This window comes from Ensifer sp. 22460 (assembly GCF_052044935.1).
GTDB lineage: Bacteria > Pseudomonadota > Alphaproteobacteria > Rhizobiales > Rhizobiaceae > Ensifer.
In genome coordinates this window covers 111,567-136,078 of record NZ_JBQENZ010000002.1, presented here as the reverse complement: position 1 = coordinate 136,078, position 24,512 = coordinate 111,567, and the positions used below count along the sequence as shown (strand labels likewise).

The 24,512-nt window shown below is 63.1% G+C and carries 24 protein-coding genes; 11 read left to right on the top strand and 13 right to left on the bottom strand.

The genetic code is table 11. The features are described from left to right. Nucleotides 1–40 precede the first annotated feature (40 nt). Nucleotides 41–517 (top strand): DUF992 domain-containing protein, encoded by a 477-nt coding sequence (locus ACTJKM_RS02920; protein WP_058326849.1) that lies wholly within the window; start codon nucleotides 41–43, stop codon nucleotides 515–517. A gap of 119 nt (nucleotides 518–636) precedes the next feature. Here ACTJKM_RS02920 and ACTJKM_RS02915 read toward each other — a convergent pair whose 3' ends face one another. From ACTJKM_RS02915 to ACTJKM_RS02890, 6 genes are all read right to left on the bottom strand, one after another. Next, nucleotides 637–2,037 carry an NAD(P)(+) transhydrogenase (Re/Si-specific) subunit beta gene (locus tag ACTJKM_RS02915; RefSeq protein WP_058326850.1) on the bottom strand — a complete coding sequence of 467 codons (1,401 nt, stop codon included), beginning with the start codon at nucleotides 2,035–2,037 and terminating at the stop codon, nucleotides 637–639. Between the two features lie 10 nt (nucleotides 2,038–2,047). After that, nucleotides 2,048–2,458, bottom strand: a complete 411-nt coding sequence (locus tag ACTJKM_RS02910; protein WP_057254587.1) for an NAD(P) transhydrogenase subunit alpha — start codon at nucleotides 2,456–2,458, stop codon at nucleotides 2,048–2,050. Further along, complete coding sequence (locus tag ACTJKM_RS02905) at nucleotides 2,458–3,603, bottom strand: Re/Si-specific NAD(P)(+) transhydrogenase subunit alpha (RefSeq protein ID WP_058326851.1); 1,146 nt, start codon at nucleotides 3,601–3,603, stop codon at nucleotides 2,458–2,460. The genes ACTJKM_RS02910 and ACTJKM_RS02905 overlap by 1 nt, the downstream gene beginning before the upstream one ends. Nucleotides 3,604–4,054: 451 nt before the next feature. Beyond that, nucleotides 4,055–4,279 (bottom strand): aa3-type cytochrome c oxidase subunit IV, encoded by a 225-nt coding sequence (locus tag ACTJKM_RS02900; protein WP_057254585.1) that lies wholly within the window; start codon nucleotides 4,277–4,279, stop codon nucleotides 4,055–4,057. 236 nt (nucleotides 4,280–4,515) lie between these two features. Continuing rightward, nucleotides 4,516–5,289 carry an N-acyl amino acid synthase FeeM domain-containing protein gene (locus ACTJKM_RS02895; protein ID WP_058325254.1) on the bottom strand — a complete coding sequence of 258 codons (774 nt, stop codon included), beginning with the start codon at nucleotides 5,287–5,289 and terminating at the stop codon, nucleotides 4,516–4,518. A gap of 228 nt (nucleotides 5,290–5,517) precedes the next feature. Further along, nucleotides 5,518–7,827: a putative bifunctional diguanylate cyclase/phosphodiesterase gene (locus tag ACTJKM_RS02890; RefSeq protein WP_058326852.1), complete on the bottom strand. Its 2,310-nt coding sequence runs from the start codon at nucleotides 7,825–7,827 to the stop codon at nucleotides 5,518–5,520. Between the two features lie 429 nt (nucleotides 7,828–8,256). On the opposite strand from ACTJKM_RS02890, the gene ACTJKM_RS02885 reads away from it, so the two are divergent. Further along, entirely contained in the window at nucleotides 8,257–9,015 is a 759-nt protein-coding gene (locus ACTJKM_RS02885; RefSeq protein WP_057254824.1) for a gamma-glutamyl-gamma-aminobutyrate hydrolase family protein, read from the top strand. Nucleotides 9,016–9,063: 48 nt separating this feature from the next. On the opposite strand, the gene ACTJKM_RS02880 is transcribed toward ACTJKM_RS02885, so the two are convergent. From ACTJKM_RS02880 to ACTJKM_RS02870, 3 genes are all read right to left on the bottom strand, one after another. Continuing rightward, a complete protein-coding gene (locus tag ACTJKM_RS02880; RefSeq protein ID WP_058326901.1) occupies nucleotides 9,064–10,026 on the bottom strand; it encodes a 2-hydroxyacid dehydrogenase in 963 nt (320 codons plus the stop codon). Between the two features lie 32 nt (nucleotides 10,027–10,058). Next, on the bottom strand, nucleotides 10,059–11,081 hold the full coding sequence (locus tag ACTJKM_RS02875) for a LacI family DNA-binding transcriptional regulator (protein ID WP_057254582.1): 1,023 nt from the start codon (nucleotides 11,079–11,081) through the stop codon (nucleotides 10,059–10,061). Between the two features lie 177 nt (nucleotides 11,082–11,258). After that, the gene (locus ACTJKM_RS02870; protein ID WP_057254581.1) at nucleotides 11,259–11,756 is read right to left on the bottom strand and encodes a MarR family winged helix-turn-helix transcriptional regulator; all 498 of its coding nucleotides are present in this window, start codon (nucleotides 11,754–11,756) and stop codon (nucleotides 11,259–11,261) included. Nucleotides 11,757–11,870: 114 nt separating this feature from the next. On the opposite strand from ACTJKM_RS02870, the gene ACTJKM_RS02865 reads away from it, so the two are divergent. The 3 genes from ACTJKM_RS02865 (at nucleotide 11,871) to ACTJKM_RS02855 (ending at nucleotide 15,084) form a co-directional block, all read left to right on the top strand. Further along, nucleotides 11,871–12,662, top strand: a complete 792-nt coding sequence (locus ACTJKM_RS02865; protein ID WP_058326853.1) for a creatininase family protein — start codon at nucleotides 11,871–11,873, stop codon at nucleotides 12,660–12,662. A gap of 78 nt (nucleotides 12,663–12,740) precedes the next feature. Next, nucleotides 12,741–14,144, top strand: coding sequence for a hypothetical protein (locus tag ACTJKM_RS02860; RefSeq protein ID WP_058325257.1), 1,404 nt, complete (start codon nucleotides 12,741–12,743; stop codon nucleotides 14,142–14,144). A 61-nt stretch (nucleotides 14,145–14,205) separates the two neighbouring features. Continuing rightward, entirely contained in the window at nucleotides 14,206–15,084 is an 879-nt protein-coding gene (locus tag ACTJKM_RS02855) for a glycosyltransferase family 2 protein (RefSeq protein ID WP_057254578.1), read from the top strand. A gap of 24 nt (nucleotides 15,085–15,108) precedes the next feature. Here the strand turns inward: ACTJKM_RS02855 and ACTJKM_RS02850 are convergent, their stop codons facing one another. Continuing rightward, entirely contained in the window at nucleotides 15,109–16,200 is a 1,092-nt protein-coding gene (locus ACTJKM_RS02850) for a glycosyltransferase family 4 protein (RefSeq protein WP_057254577.1), read from the bottom strand. 189 nt (nucleotides 16,201–16,389) lie between these two features. Between ACTJKM_RS02850 and ACTJKM_RS02845 the strand changes: the two genes are divergently transcribed. The 3 genes from ACTJKM_RS02845 to cysE are packed head-to-tail and all read left to right on the top strand — an operon-like array spanning nucleotide 16,390 to nucleotide 19,305. Next, nucleotides 16,390–17,478 carry a CobW family GTP-binding protein gene (locus ACTJKM_RS02845; protein WP_058326854.1) on the top strand — a complete coding sequence of 363 codons (1,089 nt, stop codon included), beginning with the start codon at nucleotides 16,390–16,392 and terminating at the stop codon, nucleotides 17,476–17,478. Further along, a complete protein-coding gene (locus tag ACTJKM_RS02840) occupies nucleotides 17,478–18,467 on the top strand; it encodes a WD40 repeat domain-containing protein (protein WP_058326855.1) in 990 nt (329 codons plus the stop codon). Before ACTJKM_RS02845 ends, ACTJKM_RS02840 begins: the two co-directional genes overlap by 1 nt. A gap of 10 nt (nucleotides 18,468–18,477) precedes the next feature. After that, nucleotides 18,478–19,305, top strand: coding sequence for a serine O-acetyltransferase (gene cysE / locus ACTJKM_RS02835; protein WP_113513267.1), 828 nt, complete (start codon nucleotides 18,478–18,480; stop codon nucleotides 19,303–19,305). A gap of 33 nt (nucleotides 19,306–19,338) precedes the next feature. On the opposite strand, the gene ACTJKM_RS02830 is transcribed toward cysE, so the two are convergent. From ACTJKM_RS02830 to ACTJKM_RS02820, 3 genes are all read right to left on the bottom strand, one after another. Next, the gene (locus ACTJKM_RS02830; RefSeq protein WP_440659916.1) at nucleotides 19,339–20,526 is read right to left on the bottom strand and encodes a ZIP family metal transporter; all 1,188 of its coding nucleotides are present in this window, start codon (nucleotides 20,524–20,526) and stop codon (nucleotides 19,339–19,341) included. Beyond that, nucleotides 20,523–21,650: a multicopper oxidase domain-containing protein gene (locus ACTJKM_RS02825; RefSeq protein ID WP_110880178.1), complete on the bottom strand. Its 1,128-nt coding sequence runs from the start codon at nucleotides 21,648–21,650 to the stop codon at nucleotides 20,523–20,525. Before ACTJKM_RS02825 ends, ACTJKM_RS02830 begins: the two co-directional genes overlap by 4 nt. 308 nt (nucleotides 21,651–21,958) lie before the next feature. Then, a complete protein-coding gene (locus ACTJKM_RS02820; RefSeq protein WP_057254571.1) occupies nucleotides 21,959–22,405 on the bottom strand; it encodes a glyoxalase superfamily protein in 447 nt (148 codons plus the stop codon). A gap of 281 nt (nucleotides 22,406–22,686) precedes the next feature. Here ACTJKM_RS02820 and ACTJKM_RS02815 point away from each other — a divergent pair, with 281 nt between their 5' ends. The 3 genes from ACTJKM_RS02815 (at nucleotide 22,687) to ACTJKM_RS02805 (ending at nucleotide 24,505) form a co-directional block, all read left to right on the top strand. Next, nucleotides 22,687–23,322 carry a LysE family translocator gene (locus ACTJKM_RS02815; RefSeq protein WP_058325264.1) on the top strand — a complete coding sequence of 212 codons (636 nt, stop codon included), beginning with the start codon at nucleotides 22,687–22,689 and terminating at the stop codon, nucleotides 23,320–23,322. Between the two features lie 54 nt (nucleotides 23,323–23,376). Further along, complete coding sequence (locus tag ACTJKM_RS02810; RefSeq protein ID WP_440659915.1) at nucleotides 23,377–23,898, top strand: hypothetical protein; 522 nt, start codon at nucleotides 23,377–23,379, stop codon at nucleotides 23,896–23,898. Between the two features lie 199 nt (nucleotides 23,899–24,097). Then, a complete protein-coding gene (locus tag ACTJKM_RS02805; RefSeq protein WP_058326860.1) occupies nucleotides 24,098–24,505 on the top strand; it encodes a VOC family protein in 408 nt (135 codons plus the stop codon). The last annotated feature ends 7 nt before the right edge of the window (nucleotides 24,506–24,512 follow it).

Here is a 24,512-nt window from a genome sequence, read left to right as displayed (position 1 = left end):
CCCAAGGGACGCGCGGCGCAGTAAGAACGGAGACCAAGCCATGATCAAACGAACCCTCGTCACTGCGCTGGCACTGGCCGCGCTTGCCAGCGGCCCGGCCGCCGCGCAGAACTATGTCGCACTCGGCCGTCTCGTCTGCGGTTCGGAAGGCGGCACCGGCATGATCGTGACCTCGACGAAGAACCTGATGTGCACGTTCACCCCCACCAATGGCGGACCGAAGGCCGTCTATGCCGGCACGATCCGCAAGATCGGCATCGACATCGGCAAGACGGGCAAGAGCACGATGGTCTGGGACGTCTTTGCCAAGACCGGAACGCCGGTTAGCGCGTTCGCGCTTGCCGGCGAATACTACGGCGTCGGCGCCGATGCGAGCCTCGCGGTCGGCGGCGGCGCCAAGGTGATCGGCGGCGGCACGAACAAGGCCTTCATGCTGCAGCCGGTCAACGTTCAGGTCCAGGAGGGGCTGAACGTCGCGGTCGGCATCGACCAACTGACGCTGGCACCGGCCGGTTAGATCGGCCTCGAAGACGCATGACGCCTTGTTGCGGAATGCGTCGCATGCCCCACAATGCCTTCCAACGCAAAACGCCCGCCGAAAGGCGGGCGTTTCATTGTCGATCGATGCGAACAGCGTTAAGCGTGCAGCGCCTTGACGATATCTTCCGTCACCTTCTTGGCGTCGCCGAGCAGCATCATCGTGCCGTCCTTGTAGAACAGCGTGTTGTCGATGCCGGCATAGCCGGAGCCGAGCGAACGCTTGACGAAAAGGCAGGTCTTGGCCTTGTCGACGTCGAGGATCGGCATGCCGTAGATCGGCGAGGACTTGTCGTCACGCGCGGCCGGATTGGTGACGTCATTGGCGCCGATGACATAGGCGACATCGGCCTGAGCGAACTCGGAGTTGATGTCCTCGAGCTCGAACACTTCGTCATAGGGCACGTTCGCTTCCGCGAGCAGCACGTTCATGTGGCCGGGCATGCGGCCCGCGACCGGATGGATCGCGTACTTGACCTCAACGCCCGCGGCCTTCAGCTGGTCGCCCATTTCGCGCAGAGCATGCTGTGCCTGGGCAACGGCCATGCCGTAGCCCGGCACGATGATCACCTTGGAGGCGTTCGCCATCAGGAAGGCCGCATCGTCGGCAGAGCCCTGCTTGACCGTGCGCTGAATGCCATCGTCGCTGGCGGCCGCCGCGGTCTCGCCGCCGAAGCCGCCGAGGATGACCGAGATAAACGAGCGGTTCATGCCCTTGCACATGATGTAGGAGAGGATCGCACCGGAGGAGCCGACGAGCGCCCCGGTGATGATCAGCGCCAGGTTGCCGAGCGTGAAGCCGATGCCGGCTGCGGCCCAACCCGAATAGGAGTTGAGCATCGACACGACCACCGGCATGTCGGCGCCGCCGATCGGGATGATGATCAGCACGCCGAGTATGAGCGACAGCGCGACGATCAGCCAGAACACCGTGGTGCTCTGCGTCAGCACGAGCATGACCACCAGCACGACCAGCGCGATTGCCAGACCCGCATTGATGGCGTGGCGTCCCGCAAGCATAATCGGCTTGCCGGACATGCGCCCGTCGAGCTTCAGGAAGGCGATGACCGAACCGGTAAAGGTGATCGCGCCGATGGCAACACCGAGCGACATTTCGACCAGTGCCTGGGCGTGGATGTCGCCGAGGGTGCCGATGCCGAAGCTTTCCGGCGCGTACATGGCGGCAGCCGCCACCATGACAGCGGCAAGACCGACCAGCGAGTGGAAGGCGGCAACGAGCTGCGGCATCGAGGTCATGGCGATGCGACGGGCAATGACAGCACCGGCGCCGCCGCCGATGGCAAGGCCAAGCACGATCAGCATCAGGCCACCAAAGCTGGGCTTTGCCAAAAGCAACGTCGTGACGATGGCAATGCCCATGCCGACCATGCCGTAGGTATTGCCCTTGCGGCTGGTGGTCGGATGCGAAAGGCCGCGTAGCGCCATGACGAACAGGACGCCGGAGACGAGATAGAGGAAGGCTGCGAAGTTAGCGTTCATCGGGCCGGCCTCACTTGTCTTTTTTCTTGTACATGGCGAGCATGCGCTGGGTGACGAGGAAGCCGCCGAAGATGTTGACGGCGGCCAGCACCAGCGCCACGAAGCCGAAGCCGGTGGCAAGCCCAGAGGCGGAGATGCCGACGGCAAGCAGAGCACCGACGACGATGACCGAGGAAATCGCGTTGGTGACCGCCATCAGCGGCGTGTGCAGCGCCGGGGTCACCGACCAGACGACGTAGTAGCCAACGAAGATCGCCAGCACGAAGATCGCCAGACGAAAGACGAAAGGATCGATCGCGCCGCCGGTCGCGCCATGGGCGACAGCACCAGCCGCGTCCGGCACGTATTCGGCAGCGGTGCGGACCGCTTCCACCGCCCGGTCGAGATCGGCGAGCGCCTTGTCGAGAAGTTCATTCGCCATCACTTGTCCCCCTTACTGGCGCCGAAGTTCGGATGCACGACCTCACCACCATGGGTGAGCGCCGTCGCCTTGACGAGTTCGTCCTCCATGTTGAGCGCGAGTGCCTTGGTTTCCTTGGACACCATCGTTTCCAGGAAGGTGACGAGGTTCTTGGCGTAGAGACCGGACGCGGAGGCCGCGATGCGGCCCGGCACGTTGAGATGGCCGATGACCTTGACGCCCTCGACCTCGGCGACCTTGCCGGGCTCAGCACCCTCGACGTTGCCGCCGCGTTCGACCGCAAGATCGACCGCGATCGAGCCGGGTTTCATGCTTTTCAGCATGTCACGGGTGACGAGCCGCGGCGCCGGACGGCCGGGGATGAGTGCAGTGGTGATGACGATGTCCTGCTTGGCGATATGCTCGGCAACGAGTGCGGCCTGCTTGGCCTGATACTCCTTGGACATCTCCTTGGCGTAGCCGCCAGCCGTTTCGGCCGCCTTGAATTCCTCGTCCTCGACGGCGATGAACTTGGCGCCGAGCGACGCGACCTGTTCCTTGGCTGCCGGACGCACGTCCGTCGCCGAGACCACGGCACCGAGACGGCGGGCCGTCGCGATTGCCTGCAGGCCGGCAACGCCCGCGCCCATGACGAAGACCTTGGCGGCAGGAACCGTCCCGGCCGCCGTCATCATCATCGGCAACGCCCGATCATATTCGCAGGCGGCGTCGATCACGGCCTGGTAACCGGCGAGGTTCGCCTGGCTCGACAGCACGTCCATCGACTGCGCGCGGGTGATACGCGGCATCAGTTCCATCGCGAAGGCGGTAAGCCCGCCATTCGCCATCTCGGCGATCGCCGCCTCGTTGCCATAGGGATCCATGATGGCGAGCACGATAGCGCCCGACTTGTAGCCGCCGATTTCGGCGGTCGTCGGCCGGCGCACTTTCAGCACGACATCGGCCGTCTTGGCGTCGGCGATCGTCCCGATCCGGGCCCCGACCTTTTCGAACTCAGCGTCCGGAATGCGCGACAAAAACCCGGCGTCCGCCTCGATGACGACGTCGAAGCCGAGGCTTTTCAGTTTCTTCACTGTGTCCGGTGATGCGGCAACGCGACCCTCGTTTGGGTCCGTTTCCTTGGCGACAAAGACAATCTCGCTCACAAATCCCCCTCCTTGGCCGCAATCGAGCCAAGGCCGGAATGCGGGCATTCTCTCCGACTGCAAAGCGTGCGGCCAATCGAGCCTGCACGCCCCCATATGCCAGGCACTGGGGTGCCAGGCACATATATTCTGGAAACAGACACCCAAGGTGTTCGAACCGCAGGCGGTCCGACGCCGATCGACGCCGAACCGTGCTCGGCATCGCGGGTCTGCATTCCACTCCCCCCTCACGCAGTGAGGAAACACGTCCCATTGCAGTGAATTCCCGGGCGTGGAGATCTCTAGGCTCTACAGCACTGCACACCCTATTGGCTGCACAAAGGTCGCTGTAGCATTTTGAAGTGCTGCGCAGCGTCGACGCCTCCAGTCGACGGCATGCACCTTCGTCCGGGCTCGCGCCCGGTTGCCGAGGAAACGTCAAGCCCCTCGGCAATCGGTCCGATGACGCTGATTAGCGCAGGAAGAAGAAACCTGCGACGTTGAGCAGAATGAAGAGCACGAGCGAGGAGAAGAAGCCCATCGTCGTGAAGAATGCGGCAGCCATGGCAATCAACAGGGCCACGCAAAACAGCGTGCCGTACTTCGATGCGCTCAGGAACATGAGATAGGTCTTCTCGTGCTCCGGATAATCCATCGAAGCGCCCACATCGACCGGTCCAGAATGATGCTCAGCCATCGTTCAAATTCTCCCTGAATGCCACGGCGCGACCCTTGATCGCCGCCGCTCCTAATCGAAGCATGGCTCCCGCGAAAAGTCGCGAAAACCCTTATAGCTGCCCTTACACAATGCTTAGGCCGGGTGCAACGAAAACCCGTCCTTTAGCAGTACCTGATGGGGCGATATGTCGCGGCCGGCGGCAAGGGTGGCGCGCACGGGCGCGCCTCACCATCCGATGTCGACATCGAAGACTGCTAGCGGAAGACGGAGGTTCGATAAGAGCGTCCATAACCGGTTTGCGCCATGCGCGCGGTCGGCAGGATCGTCAGCGGCGCGAACGGCACCTCGCTGCGATCGGCAAACATCATGCGGCGTTCGAAAGGCTCCGAATCGAAAATCGGGTAGCGGTCGAGGATCGAGGGCCGCTGCCCCCTCACCTGCGCCACGAGCAGGGCGCCATCGGCATTGTAGACCCCCAGGTTCTCGCGCTTGGCGACCACGGTCTCGGAGGCGAAAATGCGCTTGTAGAAGGCGGTGTGGCGCGGCCGGCAGGCCGTCAGGCAACGGTCGGCGGAAAAGTATTCGCAGGCCATGGCGACCGGGCGGAGCGTCAGGTAGGGAAGCGCCCGCATATCGTCACCGATGACATCAGGGTCGACCGCCAATCGGCCCGGATCGACCAAAACCATGCCGGCATCGAGGAACGCGTCGATCTCGGAGCCGAAGATCAGGCCCGATGTGCTGGCGCGGTGCTCCGGCGTTACGTGATGTACGCGCACGGTGCTGACGAGGCTCTCATCGAGATAGATGCCGAAGACATACGCGTGGCTGTCGAAGTCGAGATCGTCGATCAGCGTGGAGCCCGTCAATTCCATCAGATTGACGGACTTGTAGGACTTGTAACGCAGCCGCGCGATGTCCTCCATGTCCTCGCCGGTTTCGACCCGCCGATATTCGACACGATCGAGCAATTGCATCAGCTTTTCAGAAAAACGCCCAGGCTCCGCCTGGTGAATCGTCTCACCCATATTCCAGACCTCATGGTTAACAAATCGTTAACCTATTGACGGAAAATGGGGCGGCAACCGCAAAACGGAACAGTTCACTGTTAACTTTTTGTTAACCCTAAAAATTCGTAAATTAATTCGGTTGATTTGGAGCAAAACGCACCAAATCGAGATGCATTTGCCCAACTAATCAAGGGCTTGCTGCCGAATGCGCAGCATCAAAACGGAACGGAATTTGGGGTCGCAGCGTCAGGCGATGCGCTTGCTGCTGGGTTTAGCGCCTCGTTTTGGCACACCGTTCTTGCAAAGCGTTGCAATAGCAGAAGCGGGCATGGGGGCGGCGAAGACGAAGCCCTGTATCAAATCGGCACAATTATGCTCGGTGATGAGCTGCAACTGATCCGTCGTCTCGACGCCTTCGACGACGATGCGCAGGCCGAGGGCGCGGGCAAGATTTGCCGTCCCGCGCAGGAGCTTGAAGCGGCGCGAATCCTCACGGATGTTGCGCACGAAGGACCGATCGATCTTGATGATGTCGACCGGCAGGGCATCGAGATAACTGAGACTGGAGTATCCGGTGCCGAAATCGTCGATGGCAATGGTGATGCCGAGACCCCGCAGCTCGCGCAGGATCGCCTGCACCTTGAGCGGCTCGTCCATCAGGCAGCTTTCGGTGACCTCCAGATGCAGCCGCGAAGCATCGAGGCCGGTTGCCTGAAGCGCATCCGTGACCATCGTGACGATTTCGCTGCTGCGTAGATCGAGCACCGAGAGGTTGACGGAGACGGACACATCGCTCGGCCAGTCCATGCAATCCCGGCATGCATGGTCGAGCACGAAACGCGTGATCTCCGTGACCAGCCCCAGTTCCTCGGCGAGCTGAATGAACACGTTCGGCGGCACCGGCCCGCGCTCCGGATGCGTCCAGCGGGCCAACGCTTCGCAGCATTCGACCCGGCCGCCGCTCGGCGCGAACATCGGCTGGTAGGAAAGCGTCAGGCTGAGCGCATTGATCGCCTCGCGCAAATCCGCCTTCAGCTTCTGGCGGTCGACATAGCGGGCGTCCATCTCGACTTCGAACGCAGTGCAGCCACCGCGGTTGCGCAGCTTGGTTTCCGAAAGCGCGAGATCCGCCTTGATCTGCAGGTCTTCGAGTTTCAGATCCACGTTCGGCGCGATGACGAAGCCCGCGCTCATGGTCATGTTGAAGGTGAAGCCGCTGGCAACATAGGTGCCGCGCAGTTCCGTGTGCAGCCCCCGCATCCGCTCTTCCAGATCGGCCACGTCAGCCCTGTTCGGAAAGAACACGACAAACTCGTCGCCCATCAGCCGCGCCGCGATCGCATCATCACCGGCGAGCGCCTTCAACCGGCCGGCGATCGCCTGCAGCAGCTTGTCGCCGACGATGTGGCCGCGCATGTCGTTGACATGCTTGAACTCGGTGACGTCGAGGACCATCAGGCCGACGAGCCGGTCCTCCTTCTCGTCGCCGCTTGCGGCGGCCACAACCAGCTCTCCGAAGTAGTCGCGGCTCGGCAGCTCGGTCAGCTTGTCGAAGCGCACCATGTGCAGAATCTGCTTGTCCGCCTGTACGCGTGCCGTCACGTCCTCGAAGATCAGCACGATATCGCCATTGTCGCGGCGGCTGGCGGAAAACTCGAGGTGCAGTTCCTCGCTGACCGGGATCAATACCTGCGGGCGCTTGCCCTTGAGCAGAAGATCGAGCTGGCGCGAGATCGCCTTGGTCTTTTCGGCATCGAGCCGCATGCGCCGCGCACCGCGCCGGATCACGTCATCGAGCAGCCAATCCTTGAGTTCGGTCCTGTCGCCAAGCGCCAGCAACTCGCTGGCACGCTCATTGGCCACCACCACGCGGCCGTCGCCATCCAGCATGAACAAGCCATGCGTCATATTGTTGAGCGCCGCGTCGAACTGGCCGGCAATCGTCGCGATCTCGCGCGCCGCCAAAACATTCTCATAGAGAAAGGCGCGCACATTGTTGGCCATCATCCAGGTGGAAAGGATGAACGGCAGGATGAGCAAGGCAAGCGCCAGCATGAACACGTCCTGCAGCGTCATCAGGCCGATCACGATCGGCAGGCATGCGGACGAGGACAGGAGAAGCACGGCCCGCTCCGAGCCGTAGTTGCGCCCAACGAGCGAGATCATCGAGGCCAGCGTCACCGATATGGTCGCAAGCTCTGAAAAGGAATCCTGACTGACGGCAATGGCATAACCGCAAGCGATGCCGCAGGTGAGCGTGACGCTGACACCGCCGACGATATAGCGGTTCTCCCATTTGCGGACCATCGCCCGGTCGGCATTGGAGAAATCCTGCCGGTCGAACCGCGCCATATCGACATTGCGCAGCGCCCAGAGCACGAAGATCACGCCGGAGCAGGCGAGATAAAGCGGATCACTGGTCTTGAGATAGACGAGCAGAAACGTCACGACATGCGACAACATGCCGATCAGCAACGTCTTGCGATGTTCGTAGAGCGAGCTCACGGATGACAGATACACGTCAGTCGGAAGAGCGCTCTGTCCAAGTCGCATCATGAACCAAGCTCCGGTTTACCGGATTGTTAGGGGTGATGACTTAACGAATGATTTCGTCTAACGCCCCGAAAAAAGTACCGAATCCCAGAATAACCACAGGGCCGTACCGGCAAGACCCAAGAGTTCAACTCAATAGTGCGAACCGCGCTGAACAGTACTCGGTTTCTGCAACCAAACATAGGTATCCGCGACACAAAAGGCCCGACTGCAACTTCGACAATTCAGCGATGCGGGCGGACGATCCAGAATTTGCGTGCGCGATGGTTACTCGATCTTAAAGAATTACCTGCGATTTCTTGCCGTTTTTAGTTCGTGTTCGCTACCGATCCGCCTTGGATCAGCGCGGTGATCACGCTCACTACGTTCTCAGTTGACTTTCATCAGCATCTGAAGGCAAGGCTTTTCTTAAGCGTATTACGGAGCCTGATGATGTCGAAACCTGTCGTTGCCATCCCCTGCGATTTCCGCGAATTCGACGGCAATGTCTGGCATGTCGTTGCCCATCAATATGTGCGCGCCGCCGTCGAAGGCGCCGGCGTTATGCCCTTCCTCATCCCGGCGCTCGAAACCGGCAACGACATTGACGAAATCCTCGACCGCGTCGACGGCGTGCTTGCAAGCGGCGCCCGCTCCAATGTTCATCCCTCGCTCTATGGCCGCGAGGCCAAGGACAGTGACGGACCTTTCGATCCCGGCCGCGACGCGACCAGCCTGCCCCTGATCCGGCGCGCGATCGAGCGCGGTGTGCCGTTGTTTGCCATCTGCCGCGGCATCCAGGAACTGAACGTCGCACTCGGCGGCACGCTGGCGAGTGAAATCCAAGACCAGCCGGGGATCTGGGATCACCGCAAGCCCGACGTGAAGGAACTCGACGTTGCCTACGGCATCCGCCAGGACGTCATCGTCAAGGAAGGGAGCTGCCTCGCGCCCGTGCTTGGCGCCGGCCGCATCCGCGTCAACTCGTTGCACCGACAGGCGATCGGCGCCGCTGCTCCGCGCCTGGCTGTCGAAGCGGTCGCTGACGACGGCACGATCGAAGCGGTTTCGGTGATCGGCGCCAAGGCCTTTGCCGTCGGCGTGCAATGGCATCCGGAATACTGGGTGCGCACCGACACCCCCTCGGCCAGCCTGTTCAGGGCCTTCGGCGACGCCGTGCGGACTTACGCCGCTGGCCGTTTGGCCGCCTGACCCTTTCCGCTTTCGGATCGTCGCCTGAGGCGGAAAGGACGCCTGCCGTCAACTCGCGCGCCGCGTGAACGGCGTTTCCGGCACCGGCGTCAGGGCCCTGCCCGCTTCAAACCAGGCTTCGATATTGCCGACGACGAGATCGGCCATGGCATTGCGTGTGACCACCGAGGCCGAGGCCACATGCGGCAGGAGCGACACGTTCGGCAAAGCCATCAGCGCGTCCGGCACCTGCGGCTCGTTTTCGAAAACGTCGAGGCCAGCCCCGGCGATCACGCCGCTCTGAAGCGCCGCGATCAGCGCCGGTTCGTCGACGGTCGAGCCGCGGCCGACATTGATCAGCACGCCGTTGCTGCCGAGTGCTGCCAGCACCTGGGCATCGACCGTGCGCCGCGTCGCCTCGGTGCCGGGCACGATGACAATGAGCGTATCGACCGCCGCCGCGAGGCCGACGAGCGTCGGATGGTAGGCATAGGGCAGGCCCTCGCGCGGGCTGCGCGTGTGATAGGCGATCGACACCCCGAAGGCTTCCAGCCGCCTGGCGATCGAAAGCCCGATGCGACCGAGGCCGTAAAGACCGACGCTTCGGCCGCGCAGGGACAGCGGCGAGAGCGGGAACGCGCCCTCGCGGCTCCAGCGTCCCTGGCGCAGCCATTGTTCTGCCTGAGGCAATTGCCGGAGTGTATTCAGCAGAAGACCAACCGCCGTGTCGGCCACCTCTTCGGTCAGAACATCCGGTGTATTGCTGACGGCAATGCCCTTGGCGGCGGCATGTGCGACCTCGACGCCGTCATAGCCGACGCCGAAATTGGCGATGATCTCGAGCTGCGGCAGGACATCCATCAGGGCACCGGGCAGCCGGCCGGCTACGGCAACCGCTTTCACGTCCTGCATATCCGGCGTCACCAATGCTGGATCGGCACTCTCGATCCTGACGACTTCGAATTGCCCGACCAGTCGATCGATGACCCGTTGATTGATCTTTCCGGGCACGAGAACGCGCGTGCGGTTCACAGACATGGGCAGCTCCTGTCGGGAGGGAGATCTCAGGCGATGACGCGCAACGGGCCCGTTGATTGGCGGATGCGCATTTCCGGCTTGATCAGATGGATACCGTCGGGTTCGTGGCTGCCGGAAAGCTTGTCGAGCAGCGCGCGGGCAGCACTGCGGCCGACATCGGCCTGGCCATTCCAGACGGTGGTCAATGCCGGCGTGGCGATCGACGCCTCTTCGAGGTCGTCGTAGCCGGTGACAGAGATATCGACGCCGGGCACCAGACCGGCGCGGGCGATGCCGTTCATCATGCCGATCGCCACCAGGTCGTTCCAGCAGACGACTGCCGTCGGCTTCTGCGGCAGGGAGAGCAGATGCACCGCCGCCTCGAAGCCGCCCTGCTTCGTGCGGGGACCGGGGATGCGCAGCTCCGGATCGACCTCGATATTGGCCTTGCGCAACGCGTTGACATAGCCCTGATAGCGGTCGCGCCCGGTCGACGTCTGGTCGGTGCCGCCGACCATGGCGATGCAGCGATGGCCAAGGCCGATCAGGTGGTTGGTGGCAAGCGAGATGCCGTAGGCGTCGTCGCCGCGGAAGATCGGCACGTCCACGCCCTCGATCGAACGGGCGATCAGGATCGCCGGCATGCCGTTGTCCTCGGCAAGCTGGATGTCCTCCAGCGGCGTACCGATCGCCGGCGACATGATCACGCCATCACCGCCGAGCTGCAGCAGCGTCTCGATGAAATCGCGCTGCTTGTCGACCGAATCGTAGTGGTTGGAGAGAATGAAGGTCTGCTTGTCGCGGTCGAGCTCCGCTTCGATCGCCTTCAGGATTTCCCCGTAGAACGGGTTCATGATGTCGTGCACGACGACGCCGATGATGCCGGAGCGGGATGTTCTGAGACTGGCAGCGCGGCGGTTGTAGATATAGCCGAGCGCGCGGGCCTGCTCCTTGATTTTATCGCGGGTGACGGTCGCCACCAAAGGACTGTCGCGTAGAGCCAGGGATACCGTTGCCGTCGAAAGACCGAGTGTTTCCGCAATCGTCGAAAGCTTGACCTTTTGCGCCACGATGCCCCCTGTAGCCTTGTTCCGCCCTCGGCCGCAGCCCCACAATCCAATCCGAGTGAGGTTCTTGCAGCATGCCTCACGGCACTTTTCGTACATCCCAACGGACGTACGCGTGCCATAAATTTAAATCCCTTTTAAACTGTTTAAATCGCCACGGCAATATGCGGCGAACAAGGCTCAGTCGGCGGCCCGTGCGGCCTGGAGATTACTGTCGACGGCGCGCAGCAGTTTCATCAGAGTGCGCACCTGCTTGTCGGTCAGGCCGCGTGTCGCGAGCTTTTCCGAATGCTGCCCCGCCTCGGCGATGATCTGCAGCCGGTTGCGGCCGGGCTCAGTAAGATAGACCTTGGTGAGCCGCGCATCGTCCTCGTCCGGACGGCGCTCGAGGAAGCCCTGCGCTTCCATCCGCCCGATCGTGCGGGTCATGGTCGGCGCCTTGACCCCAAGCCTGGCGGCAAGCCCACCCGCGGTCATGCCGTCGGCTTCGGCCAGCGCCAGCATTACGCCGTCTTGCCCGGCGTAAAGACCACTTTCAAGAAGATTGCGGGAGAGTACGGTGCGCATGGAACGCGCTGCCTGGACAAGGATAGCGGCAAGATCGTGCGGCTCATTCAGGAACTCGTCCTTCTTCTTGCCGTTCTTGCCTTTCTTTTCGGCCTTGTTCTTCTTGCCCATTGGACCTCCTGCCGAATCCCCGAGTCGAACACTTATAACAATACAGCTTGCGATTACGAACTGTATGACTCAAATAACAATTTTACGACAATTGACGTGGAGGATCGAAGAGAAATGTCGATGCCTGAGCCGCGATGGCAGGACAATCGGACCGACCTTCCGGCCGACGCTCGCCGTGACTGGATCGCCGTGCTGCCGCTCGGCGCCCATGAACAGCACGGTCCGCATCTGCCCTTCGAAACCGACACGCTGATCGCCGAGGGCATCGTCTCCCGCACGATCGCCGCCATGCCCGCCGGCCTGCCGGTAACCTTCCTGCCGGCCGAGCCGGTCGGTTACTCCATCGAGCACATGGATGTCGCCGGCAGCCGAACCCTTGCCTATGGCGAGGCGGTCGAGCGCTGGCTCGGCATTGCCGGTGATCTTCACAACCAAGGTATCCGCAAGTTCGTGATGCTGAACGCCCATGGCGGCAACTCGCCGTTGATGACGATCGTCGCGACCGAAGCGCGCGTGCGCTTCAAAATGCTGGCCGTCGCGACGAGCTGGACCCGCTTCGGCCAACCGGACGGATGGATCAAGCCGGAGGATAAGGCGTTGGACATTCACGGCGGCGACATCGAGACATCGGTGATGCTGGCGCTCCATCCGGACAGGGTCGACATCGCCAAGGCCGCAAACTTTGCGTCCCGCCAAGGCGAATTTTCTGAACGCTTCAAGCATCTGCGCGCTTACGGTCCCCACGCCTTCGGCTGGAAGATGCGCGACCTGAATGGCGAAGGTGTCGCCGGCAATGCCTCGGTTGCCACGGCGGCACGGGGTGAGATTTTGATCGCCCATGCCGTCCGAGGGTTTATCGAACTCCTTGACGATGTCAGGGATTTCGACCCCGACGAACTGGCTTGAGGCCGCGCCGGCAAACACTTTCTTTGTGCTTTTGCGCTATCAGATGCCCAAATGCGCGCGGCGTAGGGCAGAGAAACCATGGCGAAGATCATTGCGCTCGGCGCCTATTTCTACCAGGCGGTCATTGCCTTCGGCCTGCTGATCGTCGTCGCCCACTGGTTGGCGCCGGCCGACTATGCCAGCTACTCACTGTTCATCTCCATCTGCCAGTTCGCGGCGATCGCCGCCTTCGAATGGGTGCGTTTCGCCTGCATGCGTTTCTACCCTGGGGCGGATGCGGACAGTGAAGCGGCGGAGCGGCGGGCGATCCTGACCGAAGCCCTCGCCTGCGCCATGCTGTGCCTGATCGCGGCGGGCGTGTCCTTGATCTTCGGCGTGCCGCCGGTCGTGGCGCTTGTCGGCGGCCTGGTCTCGATCGCACAAGGCGGCAGCGATCTGCATCTGACCATGCTGCGTTTTCGCCAGGATTTCCGCGCCTTCTCGGTGCTGCAGGGCTCCCGCGCCACCATTCTCGCCGCGGGTACGCTCCTCGGCGCACTCATCTCGCCAAGCTTCCTGTCGACCGTCACGGGCCTGCTCGCCGGTTACATTGCCTATGGCCTGCTTGCATTCCTTCTTTCCCGCCGCGCCGACACGCGCCCAGCCGCCGCGCTCGACAATGTCCGTATCCGCAAGCATCTCATCTATGGCAGCGTGTCGGCCGGGGCCGCCACTGCCGCCATGTTCGCGCCCTTGGCACTGAAGGCGATCTTCACCTCGGCGCTCGGCGCGACGGGTGCTGCCGGCGCCCTGCTTGCGCTCGACCTGCTGCAACGCCCGTTCGTGCTCATCGTTTCGGCCCTTCAGGCGATCCAATATCCGGAGATCGTTGCCGCGCATGACCGGACCGGCGATCGCGCCGCTCTTCCCCGCCAACTCGGGCAATACTACGCGCTGCTGACGAGCTTTGCGCTGATGATGGCCGCCGGTATCTTCGCTGCACTTCTCCCGGCCACCTGGCTCGTCATCAGCCCGGACCTGCAGCAAGGTTTCCTCGCAACCGCGCCTGCCATCATCGTCCTCTCGCTCGTTCGCACGCTGACGCAGATCATGCTGCCGACGCCGCTGCACCTGAGGCAACGCCTTGCGTTGATCCTGCTGCTCGCCGTGGCCGACTGCGTGCTTCTAAGCCTTGGAGCATTGGCAGTCCTGGCCTTGGCTGGGGCGAACGATGCGGCGTTAGCCTGGGGCAGCGCCATCGGCGCGATCCTCGCCGCCCTCATCGGCCTTCGCCTGATGTCCTCGCTCGCCTTCGATTTCTCCTGGCCGCCCGTGCTCTTCGCCGCCGCCGGACTTGGCGCGGCCGTGCTGGCCTTCTCCCTCTCCGGTGAAACCAGCTACGTTACGATCGGTACCGGTATTGTTGTCGGTGGTCTGTTCTGCCTGCTCTCGCTCAACCAGTTGCGGCTGATGATGCGGTCGCCGAGACCCAGCACGGCCTAGGCGCTAAGAAAAACTGCACGAATTTCCGGTTAGATCGCGCCGAAAGAGCGGAGAGCGCCCCATGAACATCGTCGTCGGCATAGCGACCGCGGGCCGCCGCGAGGTCCTCTCCGAAACCCTGCTGCATCTGACGCGGCAGACGCGACTACCGGACGCCGTCGTCATCTGCCCAAGCACGCCGGAGGACGTCGACGAAGCCAGAATCGGCTCGCTTCCCTTGAAGGCCCGTATCGTCGCGGGCAACAAGGGTTCCAGCGCACAGCGCAACGCCATCCTCGACCAGGCGACAACCGCCGATCTGATCGTCTTTTTCGACGACGATTTCCTGCCGCGCAGCGATTTTCTTACCGAGGCTGAAAGGCTGTTCGATCGCGAGGCTGATCTCGTCGTGGCAACCGGCCTGGTTCTGGCCGACGGCATTCATGGCCCGGGCATATCGATTGCCGATGCCAAGGCGATCCTCGAGACGGATCCCGGCGCTCAGCCGCACGATGTCACACAGCCGGCCTTCAACGCCTATGGCTGCAACATGGCCTTCCGCGTATCGGCGATTGCCGCCGAACGCACCCGTTTCGACGAGCGGCTGCCGCTCTATGGCTGGCAGGAGGATGTCGATTTCTGCCGGCGTCTGGCCGCGCACGGGCGCATCGTGAAATCGCCGGCGCTGCGCGGCGTCCACCTCGGCAACAAGCGCGGCCGCACCTCGGGCCTGCGCTTCGGTTACTCGCAGGTCGCAAATCCGCTCTATCTGCGCAACAAGGGCACGGTCGGACTGAAATGGGCACTTCGCCTCATGGGCGGCAACTTCGCCGCCAACATCCTCGGCAGCCTCAAACCGCAAGGCCTCGTCGATCGACGCGGTCGGCTCAAGGGCAATCTGATTGCATTTGGTGATTTTGTCCGGGGTCGACTGGACCCGATGCGGGTTCTCGACCTTTGACGCTCCAAAATCGCGCAGAATGGATCAGATGTGCTGCGCCGCCAGCATGTTGAGCAGCACGACCGCACTCCCGTCCCAGGAAAAGCGCTTCGCATTGTCAAAGCCGGAACGCCGCAAATCTCGGCGAACGGCCTCGTCGGCGGAGATCGTCCGCATCGCGTCGACCAAAGCCTCCGTCTTCAACGGATCGAAGTAGCAAACGGCATCGCCGCAGGCCTCGCGAACCGGCGGAATATCGGCGGCGAGCACCGGGCACCCCTGCGTCATCGCTTCCAGCGGCGGGATGCCGAAACCTTCATAGAGGCTGGGAAAGACGAAGGCGACAGCGCGCCGCTGCAGCCCGGCGATCTCGTCATCGGTCAGGCGGCCCGGAAAGATCAGGTTGCCCTTCGACGTGGGCGCGATATCGCGGAACACGGTCGGGTCGGTGCCACCCACGACCACGAGCTTGTGGTCGCCGGCACCAAGTGCCTCGAAGGCGCGCACCGCAAACTCGACATTCTTGTTGGGCTTCAGCGTGCCGACCAGCAGGAAGAAGGGCGTATCGGCAAGCCCGAGCCGCTGGATGACGCCCTCGTCCGGCTGAAGTCGCGCGAAGTGATCCGTCGCGTTGTAGATGACGTCGATGCCAGCAGCCGGCACGCGGAAGACATCGGCAAGCTCCTGGCGCGAAAAGTTCGAGACGGTGCCGAGCTTTGCCCGCCTTGCAAGGATGAAACCGAGCGCCCCATGAAACAGCCGGTAGCCGCGCCCGAACGAGGCCGGATGGCGAAACAGGGTGACGTCGTGGATCACCACCACCTGGTCGCCGTGCAGCACCGGGCCGCTGCCGCCGAAGCCGATCAGCGTATCGCGGCGCGCGCGCCAATAGAGCGCGCCCTGCTCCCAGACATGGCCCGGTCCGGAGCCGAACCGCTCGACCGAAATCGCCTTGAGCCCGAGATCGTCGACAGCCTTGCCCGGAGTAAGCAGCCGCCAGCGCGCGTCCTTCAGCGCATGCGGCACCTGCCCGGAAGCGATGCGCACATCCAGCGCTCGGGTCATCTCACGGGCGAAGCGCTGCACGCCGGTGAGCGGCTGGGTCAGGAACCGGCCGTTGATGGAAATCGTCTTCACGCGCGCACCCCTAGGATCTGCCGCGCACTCTCTCCGATTTTGATGAAAGGAGGGTTATCGCAGACCGCTGAGGCGATCCGCCCGCGCCCGCCAAAATCGCCCGCGCCATTTGCGCATCGCCGCCGCATCTCCTATATGAAACCCGACTTGGATGCCTGCCCGCCGCATCCGGAAATCCTAGAGGTTCCCATGACCGAAACATCCCCGCAGAAGCCGATCCCCGTCACTGTGCTCACCGGCTATCTCGGCGCCGGCAAGACGACGCTTTTGAACCGCATCCTCAGCGAGAACCATGGTCGCAAATACGCGGTCATCGTCAACGAGTTCGGCGAGATCGGCATCGACAACGACCTGATCGTGGAATCCGACGAGGAAATCTACGAGATGAACAACGGCTGCGTCTGCTGCACCGTGCGCGGCGACCTGATCCGCGTGGTCGAGGGCCTGATGCGCCGCCCCGGCCGCTTCGACGCGATCATCGTCGAGACGACCGGCCTTGCCGATCCGGTGCCGGTCGCCCAGACCTTCTTCATGGACGATGACGTGCGCGCCAAGACCGAGCTCGACGCGGTCGTTGCGCTGGTCGATGCCAAGCACCTGCCGCTGCGGCTAAAGGACAGCCGCGAGGCCGAAGACCAGATCGCCTTTGCCGACGTCGTGCTTCTCAACAAGACCGACTTGGTCACGCCTGAGGAACTGGAGCGCATCGAAGCGACCGTGCGCGTCATCAATCCGTCGGCCCGCATCTACCGCACCCAGCGCTCCGACATCGATCTTGCCAAGGTCCTCGATCAGGGCGCCTTCAACCTGGAAAGGGCGCTGGAAAACGATCCGCACTTCCTCGACCAGGACGATCATGACCATGATCACACCTGCGGCCCGGACTGCGATCACGACCATCACCACCACCATGATCATGACCACGATCACGACCACCATCACCACCACGATCACGCGCCTTCGCCGATCCATGACGTGACGGTGCAGTCGATCTCGCTGCGCGGCGGCGAAATGAACCCGGATCGCTTCTTCCCCTGGATCCAGAAGATCACCCAGACGGACGGCCCGAACATCCTGCGCCTGAAGGGCATCATCGCCTTTGCCGGCGACGCCGAGCGCTATGTCGTCCAGGGCGTGCACATGATCATCGAGGGCGATCATCAGCGGGCGTGGAAGGATGGCGAAAAGCGGGAGAGCCGTCTCGTCTTCATCGGCCGTGATCTCGATCGTGAAAAGCTCGAGCGCACCTTCAAAGCCTGCGAGGCGCAGCCGAACTGATGCCGACTGTCGCTCCCCTCGATCTCGAAGGTCACGTCGTCGGCGTGGCCTTTCTCAAAGGCGTCCCCTTCTTCGCCGAAGCCACCGGTGCGATCCATCGCCTCAACCTCGGCCACAAGACGACGGAGGTCCACGAGGGCCTGCTGTCGCTCGTGGTGGACGACGCCAACGACACGCTGCTGACCGGCGGCGAGGACGGCAAGGTCATGCGTACGGCCGCCGACGGCACCACCTCGCTGGTCGCCGAAGCGCCACGCAAGTGGATCGCGCAAGTTGCGGCAGGCCCGCAAGGCGCCGTCGCCTATGCCTATGGCAAGACTACGCATGTGCGTCTTGCGGAGGGGACGACGAAGGAATTTACCGAGGAACGCACCGTCGAGGGCCTTGCCTTCGCGCCGAAGGGTTTGCGCATCGCCGCTGCCCGCTACAACGGCGTGTCGTTGCACTGGGTCGGCACATCGGGCCAGCCGATCGACCTCGAATGGAAGGGCGCCCACACCGGCGTCACCTTCTCGCCCGATGGCCGCTTCCTCGTCACCACGATGCAGGAAAACGCGCTGCACGGCTGGAAACTCGACGCCAAGCCCGGCGCGGAAGCCCGCCACATGCGCATGACCGGCTATCCGGCCAAGGTGAAGTCGGTCTCCTGGTCGGCCAAGGGCAAATGGCTCGCCTCCTCAGGCGCCCCGGCCGCGATTGTCTGGCCCTTCCAGGGCAAGGACGGCCCGATGGGCAAGGCGCCGCTGGAACTCGGCACCCGCGCCGACATCATGGTGACCTCGGTCTGCTGCCATCCAGCCGAAGACATCGTCGCGATCGGCTATCAGGACGGCATGATCCTCGGCGCGCGCTTTGCCGACAGCAAGGAAGTGCTGCTGCGCCGACCCGGCAAGGGCGCCATCACCGCCATGGCCTGGAACAAGGACGGCCGGCAGCTCGTCTTCGGCTCCGCCGAGGGCGACTGCGGTGTCGTCGATATCGCGGGATAACAGGCAAACAATGACCGCAGGCGCAGAAGCTCCACTCTATGCTGATTCGGCCGTCGTGCCTCTGGCGGACGGCGAAGTCTGGAACCGCATCCGTGCGGAAGCCCGGGCGCTCGCCATGCGCGAGCCGGTCATGGAGCAAACCCTGCGGCCGATCACCGAGGTGCGGTCGGATGCGGCTGTGCTCGCAGGTGTTCTCGCCTCCCGCCTTTCCGTTGCCCGCGTCGACGAACGATCGCTGGCGCAGCTGCTTTCGGACGTCTTCGAAGCCGATGCAGAAGCTCTGCGCGCTGCCGAAGCGGACTTGCAGGCGGTGATGGAACGTGATCCCGCCTGCCCGGGACTGCTGCATGTCCTCCTCAATCTCAAGGGCTTCCAGGCGCTGCAGACCTATCGCGCCGCCCATCGGCTCTGGACCGATGGCCGCGAGGACATCGCCAACTGGCTCTCGAGCCTCGCCTCGCTTGTCTTCGGCCCCGATATCCACCCGGCCGCCCGCATCGGCAAGGCGGTGATGCTCGACCATGGATCCGGCATCGTCATCGGCGAGACCTCCGTGATCGAAGACCAGGTTTCGATCCTTCAGAACGTCACGCTCGGCGGCACCGGCAAGGAAACCGGCGATCGGCATCCAAAAATCCGCCAAGGCGTGATGATCGGCGCCGGCGCCAAGATCCTCGGCAATATCGAGGTCGGAGCCTACAGCAAGGTCGCGGCCGGCAGCGTCGTACTGAAGTCCGTGCCGCCGCGCACCACGGTCGCGGGCGTGCCGGCAACGGTGGTGCGCATTCACCGTGTCGACGAGGTGCCGGCGGCAGAGATGGACCAGACGATCGTCTGATCCATCTGCGCCCGCGTCAGACCCGCTCCCGCTTCAGATCTTCACCAGCGCGGCGGTGACATACATGAAGGCGGCGCCGGTCGCGAGACCGGCCAGAACCGGCGGCGTCAGGAACACGTCGCGCCCGCGCTCGCTTTGTCGCATCAGATAGGCGCCGACTTCGACGATCACCTGCAGGATCGCCCCTGCACCAACCGCTAGCGCCAACGCCGACCACTGCGCCGAGGTCGCAAGGCTTCCGAGCCACATGCCGATCACCGCCGGACTGCCGGCAAGCAGCGTCAGCCCGACGAACGTCCAGATGGATGGCCTCTTTTTCAGGATCGGAGCGGCAATGCCGATGCCCTCGGTGACGTTGTGGAGCGCAAAGCCCAGCACCAGGAAGGTACCGAGCCCAGCCGACCCCGCCGCAAAAGCGGCACCAATCGCCAGCCCCTCGCCGAGATTGTGCAGGCCGATCCCGAGCGCGATGTAAGTGGAAAGCGCAAGCCCGGCCGGCGCACCGCTTCGCCGCCCGATCGCCATCAGCAGAAGGAAACTGCTTAAGGCCGCCAGCACCACCATGACCGGCCCTTGGAAGATCGCGGCCGCCTCGCCGGCAAGTTCGAGCGCTTCTGCACTCGCATCGACAAACAGGAAGCCGAGCAAGCCGATCGTCAGCGACAGCAGGAAGGCCATGCCGTCGCGACCGACGCCGCGCAGCACCGGGTAGAACATCAGGCCGACGGCCACCGGCACGATACCGACGATGATGCCGACCAGCGCCTGCAGTCGCAGTTGGCCTGTCGTTGCCTGCGGCGTCGGCACGGCGACGGCAATGTCGTGAGCAAACGTGGCCCCGGTATTGCTCACCACCTTCACGGCATGCGCCTCGCCCAGCATCCATGGGAACGGCAGGTTCAGCCACGCTGCCCTGCCCCGCGCGATCGGCCCCGACGGATCCTGGGTGAATTGCCAATAGGCGTCGTCCACCTGAACCTGCGCCACTGTCATCGGTTCGGATCCACCGGCGCGAACAAGGAGACGAAGGCCGCTATCGTCGAGCACGGTCCTTTCGAAAGTCAGGTTTTCGATAGGCGGCGCACCATTGCGAAATCCTGACAACGGATCCGCCGATAGAATCCAGGCAACAGCAATGGCAAAGGCGATGAGAGGCAGCGCCAGCCACACCAGGTTGGTCTTTGCCGCGCGGATCGCAGCTCTCGGCAGGGTCTCGTTCATGCCAGCGCCTCCACCACATCGAACATGCCGACCCAGCCGAGCTCGGTAAACTCGGTCTGATGCGGGTGGAACATGTAAAGACCGGGCTCATGCTCGGCGAAGGTGAATTCGAGGATGCCGCGCTGTGCCTGGCACTGGGTGATGAGATCGACGGTTTTTAATGTTGGCGTCAACGTCGTGCCCTGATCGTAATAATCGAAGAAATTGGCGTGCAGGTGAAACGAGTTGATCGGGTCGAACTCGATGACATTGACCAGATAGATGCGTACCGGCTTGTCTTTCACGATCCGGATCGGCCGCTTCATGAAGGCGTGAGCGACAGTGTTGACCGCATAGAATTCGTTTTCGGCATCGAAATTGGTGTCGAAGGCGTTCATCACCATCACCAGTTCCTGCCAGCCGGCATTCTCCGGCGTGCCGAGCAGTCGGGAGCGGGCGACGTCCACATGTTCCGGCCGGCGCTCGGGATCGGGGTCGATGACGAAGGCGCCATACATGCCCTTGTGGATATGTCGGCGCAGCGGCATCGCATGGCAATGATAGAGGTGGCAGCCAAACGGCTTGGCGTCGAACTCGTAAATGAACTCATCGCCGGGATCGACCATGCCGGCACCCGGCACGCCATCCATGCGCGCGGCATGAATGCCATGAAAGTGGATCGAGTGGGGATGAGATGCGTAGTTGCGAAAGACGATCCGCAGACGCTCGCCCTCCTTTGCCCGAAGTGCTGGCCCCGGCACGCGGCCATTATAGGTCCAGGCCGGAAAGGTGATGCCGGGCGCGATTTCGATGTCGCGATCCTGCGCGGTCATCTCGAAGGTCCTGAGCGTTCGTCCATCCGGCAGCATCGAGACCGTACCGGTCTCCCAATCGGTCAGCATGTCGGTCGGGTCGAAACCGTTGACGGTGCTGTCGACATCGCCGATCGTCATCATCGCCCCATGCCCCATGGCGGGCATCGGATCCTGGGCGGCCGCCCCCGCCGGCGCAGCATGACCGGCATGGCTCGCCTGCTGTTGGCCCAAGGTGGCGCTGGTGCAGATCGCGGTCCCGCCCGCCGCCGCCAGCCCGCCCATCAGAAGGCTCCGCCTTCGGAGCAGGTCTGGTCTCGTCGGCTTGTCCATTTTTGGCCCCTCTCTCGATCGGATAAGCCACGCGCCGCGCTGCGATGGCATAGGTCAGCAATGCGCCACATGCTTTTGCAAATCATTTGCAGCTACATCAATAATGCAAATGCAACTCATTCGCAACTAACCTCGAATCGAGCGCTCTTGCGCAGGGACCCAAGGGACCGATCGCTTAACGCCGCAACTCCCATCTGCCCTGGAACGAAAACGTCCCCGGAAGCAGCGCTTCGGGGACGTTGATCGGAAGCCGTTGCACGGACCGGAAGCGGGCTCATCCGCATCGCAAAGCCCGACCGGCGCCAGTTTCACCATTCGAGTTCGAGTTGAGGAAGCCCGTTCGAGGTTTTTTCGATCGTCCGACCCGTCTCATCCACCGTCGCAGTGACCCGTTGACGGAAGGCCGAGAAGCTTTCGAAGGTGACGACGTCGATCGGTTCGTCGAATTTCATCGTCAGGCGATAGCGCCCCGGCTGCGCCGTCAGCGCCTGCACCGACAGGATCTCGCCTTCGAAAGCCTGGCCGAGATAGCGCCCCTTCACCCGCGAGCCCAGCATCCAGGGATTGAAGGGCGGCCGGTTGCCGACGGAGGCATGCAGCGTGTTCCAGTCGCGAAAGCCGTATTGCGCGGCGATCAATTCAAGCGAGCGGGAATGGCCGATGGTTTCGCCTTCGGCAGCAAGGCGGGTACGCAGGCGCCTGGCCTGATCTTTCAGGGCATCGAGTGAGGGAAGCGTGGTTGTTCCGCGCGTCATGAGAGGGTCTCCTGCAGCGGCATGCATTCCTTGGAGATGGGAGCCCGCATTGCCACCGGTTCGCATGCCGTTTCGGCTGACCGTGTCTCGAAGAAGGACTTCACCAAAGCATGACGCTCGCGGACGGCAGGGACCTTCACCCTGCCGTTTCCATAGGGGATGCCGTCTCGACTGTCAAACTTGGCCCGGAAGAGCGGCGATCGTGCAGGCGCAAAAGACGATTGCGCACGCGCAAAAGCTGTGGGACGACTACGGCGCGGGAGACAACGAGGGAGGACATCATGACCGACATGACGATACTCGCATTCGCGCTGGTTGCCTTCATCGGCATCGCGACACCGGGCCCGACGGTTCTGCTCGCGCTCACCAACGGCTCGCGTTATGGCGTGAAGCGCGCAATCGCCGGCATGCTCGGCGCCGTGCTCTCCGATTTCGTGCTGATCGGCGCCGTCGCACTCGGTCTCGGCGCCCTGCTCGCCGCCTCCGAATTCTGGTTTACCGTCGTCAAATGGCTGGGCGCCGCCTACCTCGCCTTTCTCGGCATCATGCTGTTGCGGTCGAAAGGGACGATCCAGGTCGCAACCGAGGCAAGCGGCTCCGGTCATCCCGTTTCCGCTGTCGCCATCTTCGTCAAGAGCTTCCTCGTCGCCGTCACCAACCCGAAGGGCTACCTGTTCTTCACCGCCTTCCTGCCGCAGTTCATCGACGCCGCGGCGCCGCAAGCACCACAATATGCCACCCTGACATTCGTCTTCGCCTCGGTCGATCTTGCCGTGATGTTCGGTTACGCGCTGCTCGGTGCACAGGCCGCGGCCTTCCTCAAGCACTCCGGCGCCGTCTGGCTCGATAGACTCTGTGGCGGCGCGCTACTGGCGCTCGCCGGCTCGCTCGCCCTCTATCGCCGCGCCACCGCCTGAAATGCTGTTTCGTCAGCACGTGCTCGCAGCCATCGCCAGCGGCGACGTGAGACCTTGGCCTTCCGACGCTGGACGAAGCCGACGGTCAGGGCCGGTGGTACGCTGCGCACCGCAGTCGGCGTTCTCGCCATCGATGCCGTCGACGAGATCGAGGAAGGCGCAATCACCGACGGCGACGCGCGCAAGGCCGGCTTTGCCGACCTCGGCGCTCTCTTGAAAGAGCTTGCCGCTCGCCGCGAGGGCCGCTGCTATCGCATCGCCTTCCACCGAGCCGGCGACGATCCGCGCATCACGCTGCGGGAAATGTCCGACTTCGGCAGCGAAGAACGGGCAGAGATCGGCCGCAAGCTCGATGACTTCGACCGCAGCGCGGGCATGGCCTGGACGATACCGGTGCTCACGCTGATCGCTGCCTGCGACGGAACCACCGCCACGGAATTGAGCGCCGCCATCGGCATGGAAAAACTGAAACTCAAGACGCGCATCCGCAAACTGAAGGAACTCGGCCTCACCGAAAGCCTAGCCGTCGGCTATCGCCTGTCCGAACGCGGCCGCGCCTTTCTCAAGGGGCAGTAACGCACGCACAAAAAAAGCGGACGGCGTCGAGGACACCATCCGCTTCTCGTCTTGAGGCACATGCGATCCACGGCAACACAGCGCGAACACCATCGTTGCGCGTATCGGTGGCTCCTTCTAATCCCGATTGCCACTGTTGCGTGCCTGGAGCAGGTGTGAGACGACTTGCCACCGAGACGGGCAAGGCGAGGAGACAGGCATGATCGGCTACACCATGGTTGGGACGGCGGACCTGAAACGCGCAGAGCGTTTCTATGATCCGCTGATGACGCTGATCGGCCAGGAACGTTGCTATTGCGACGAGCAGGTTTCCTCATGGGGCCGAACGGACGACGACAAGGCGCCGCGCTTCTTCGCCTGCTACCCCTTCGACACGCGTCCCGCCTCGGTCGGCAACGGCGCCATGACGGCCTTCCTGGTGGAAAGCGCCGGGCTGATCGACCGGTTGTTCGAAATCGCTATGGAGCGCGGCGGTAGCGAAGAGGGAAAGCCGGGCTTCCGCCCGCAATACGGAGACGGCTTCTACGCAGCCTATGTGCGCGACCCGGACGGCAACAAGCTTGCCTTTGTCTGCTACGACGCCCGCACGGAAAAAAACGCCGCCTAGTCGGTCC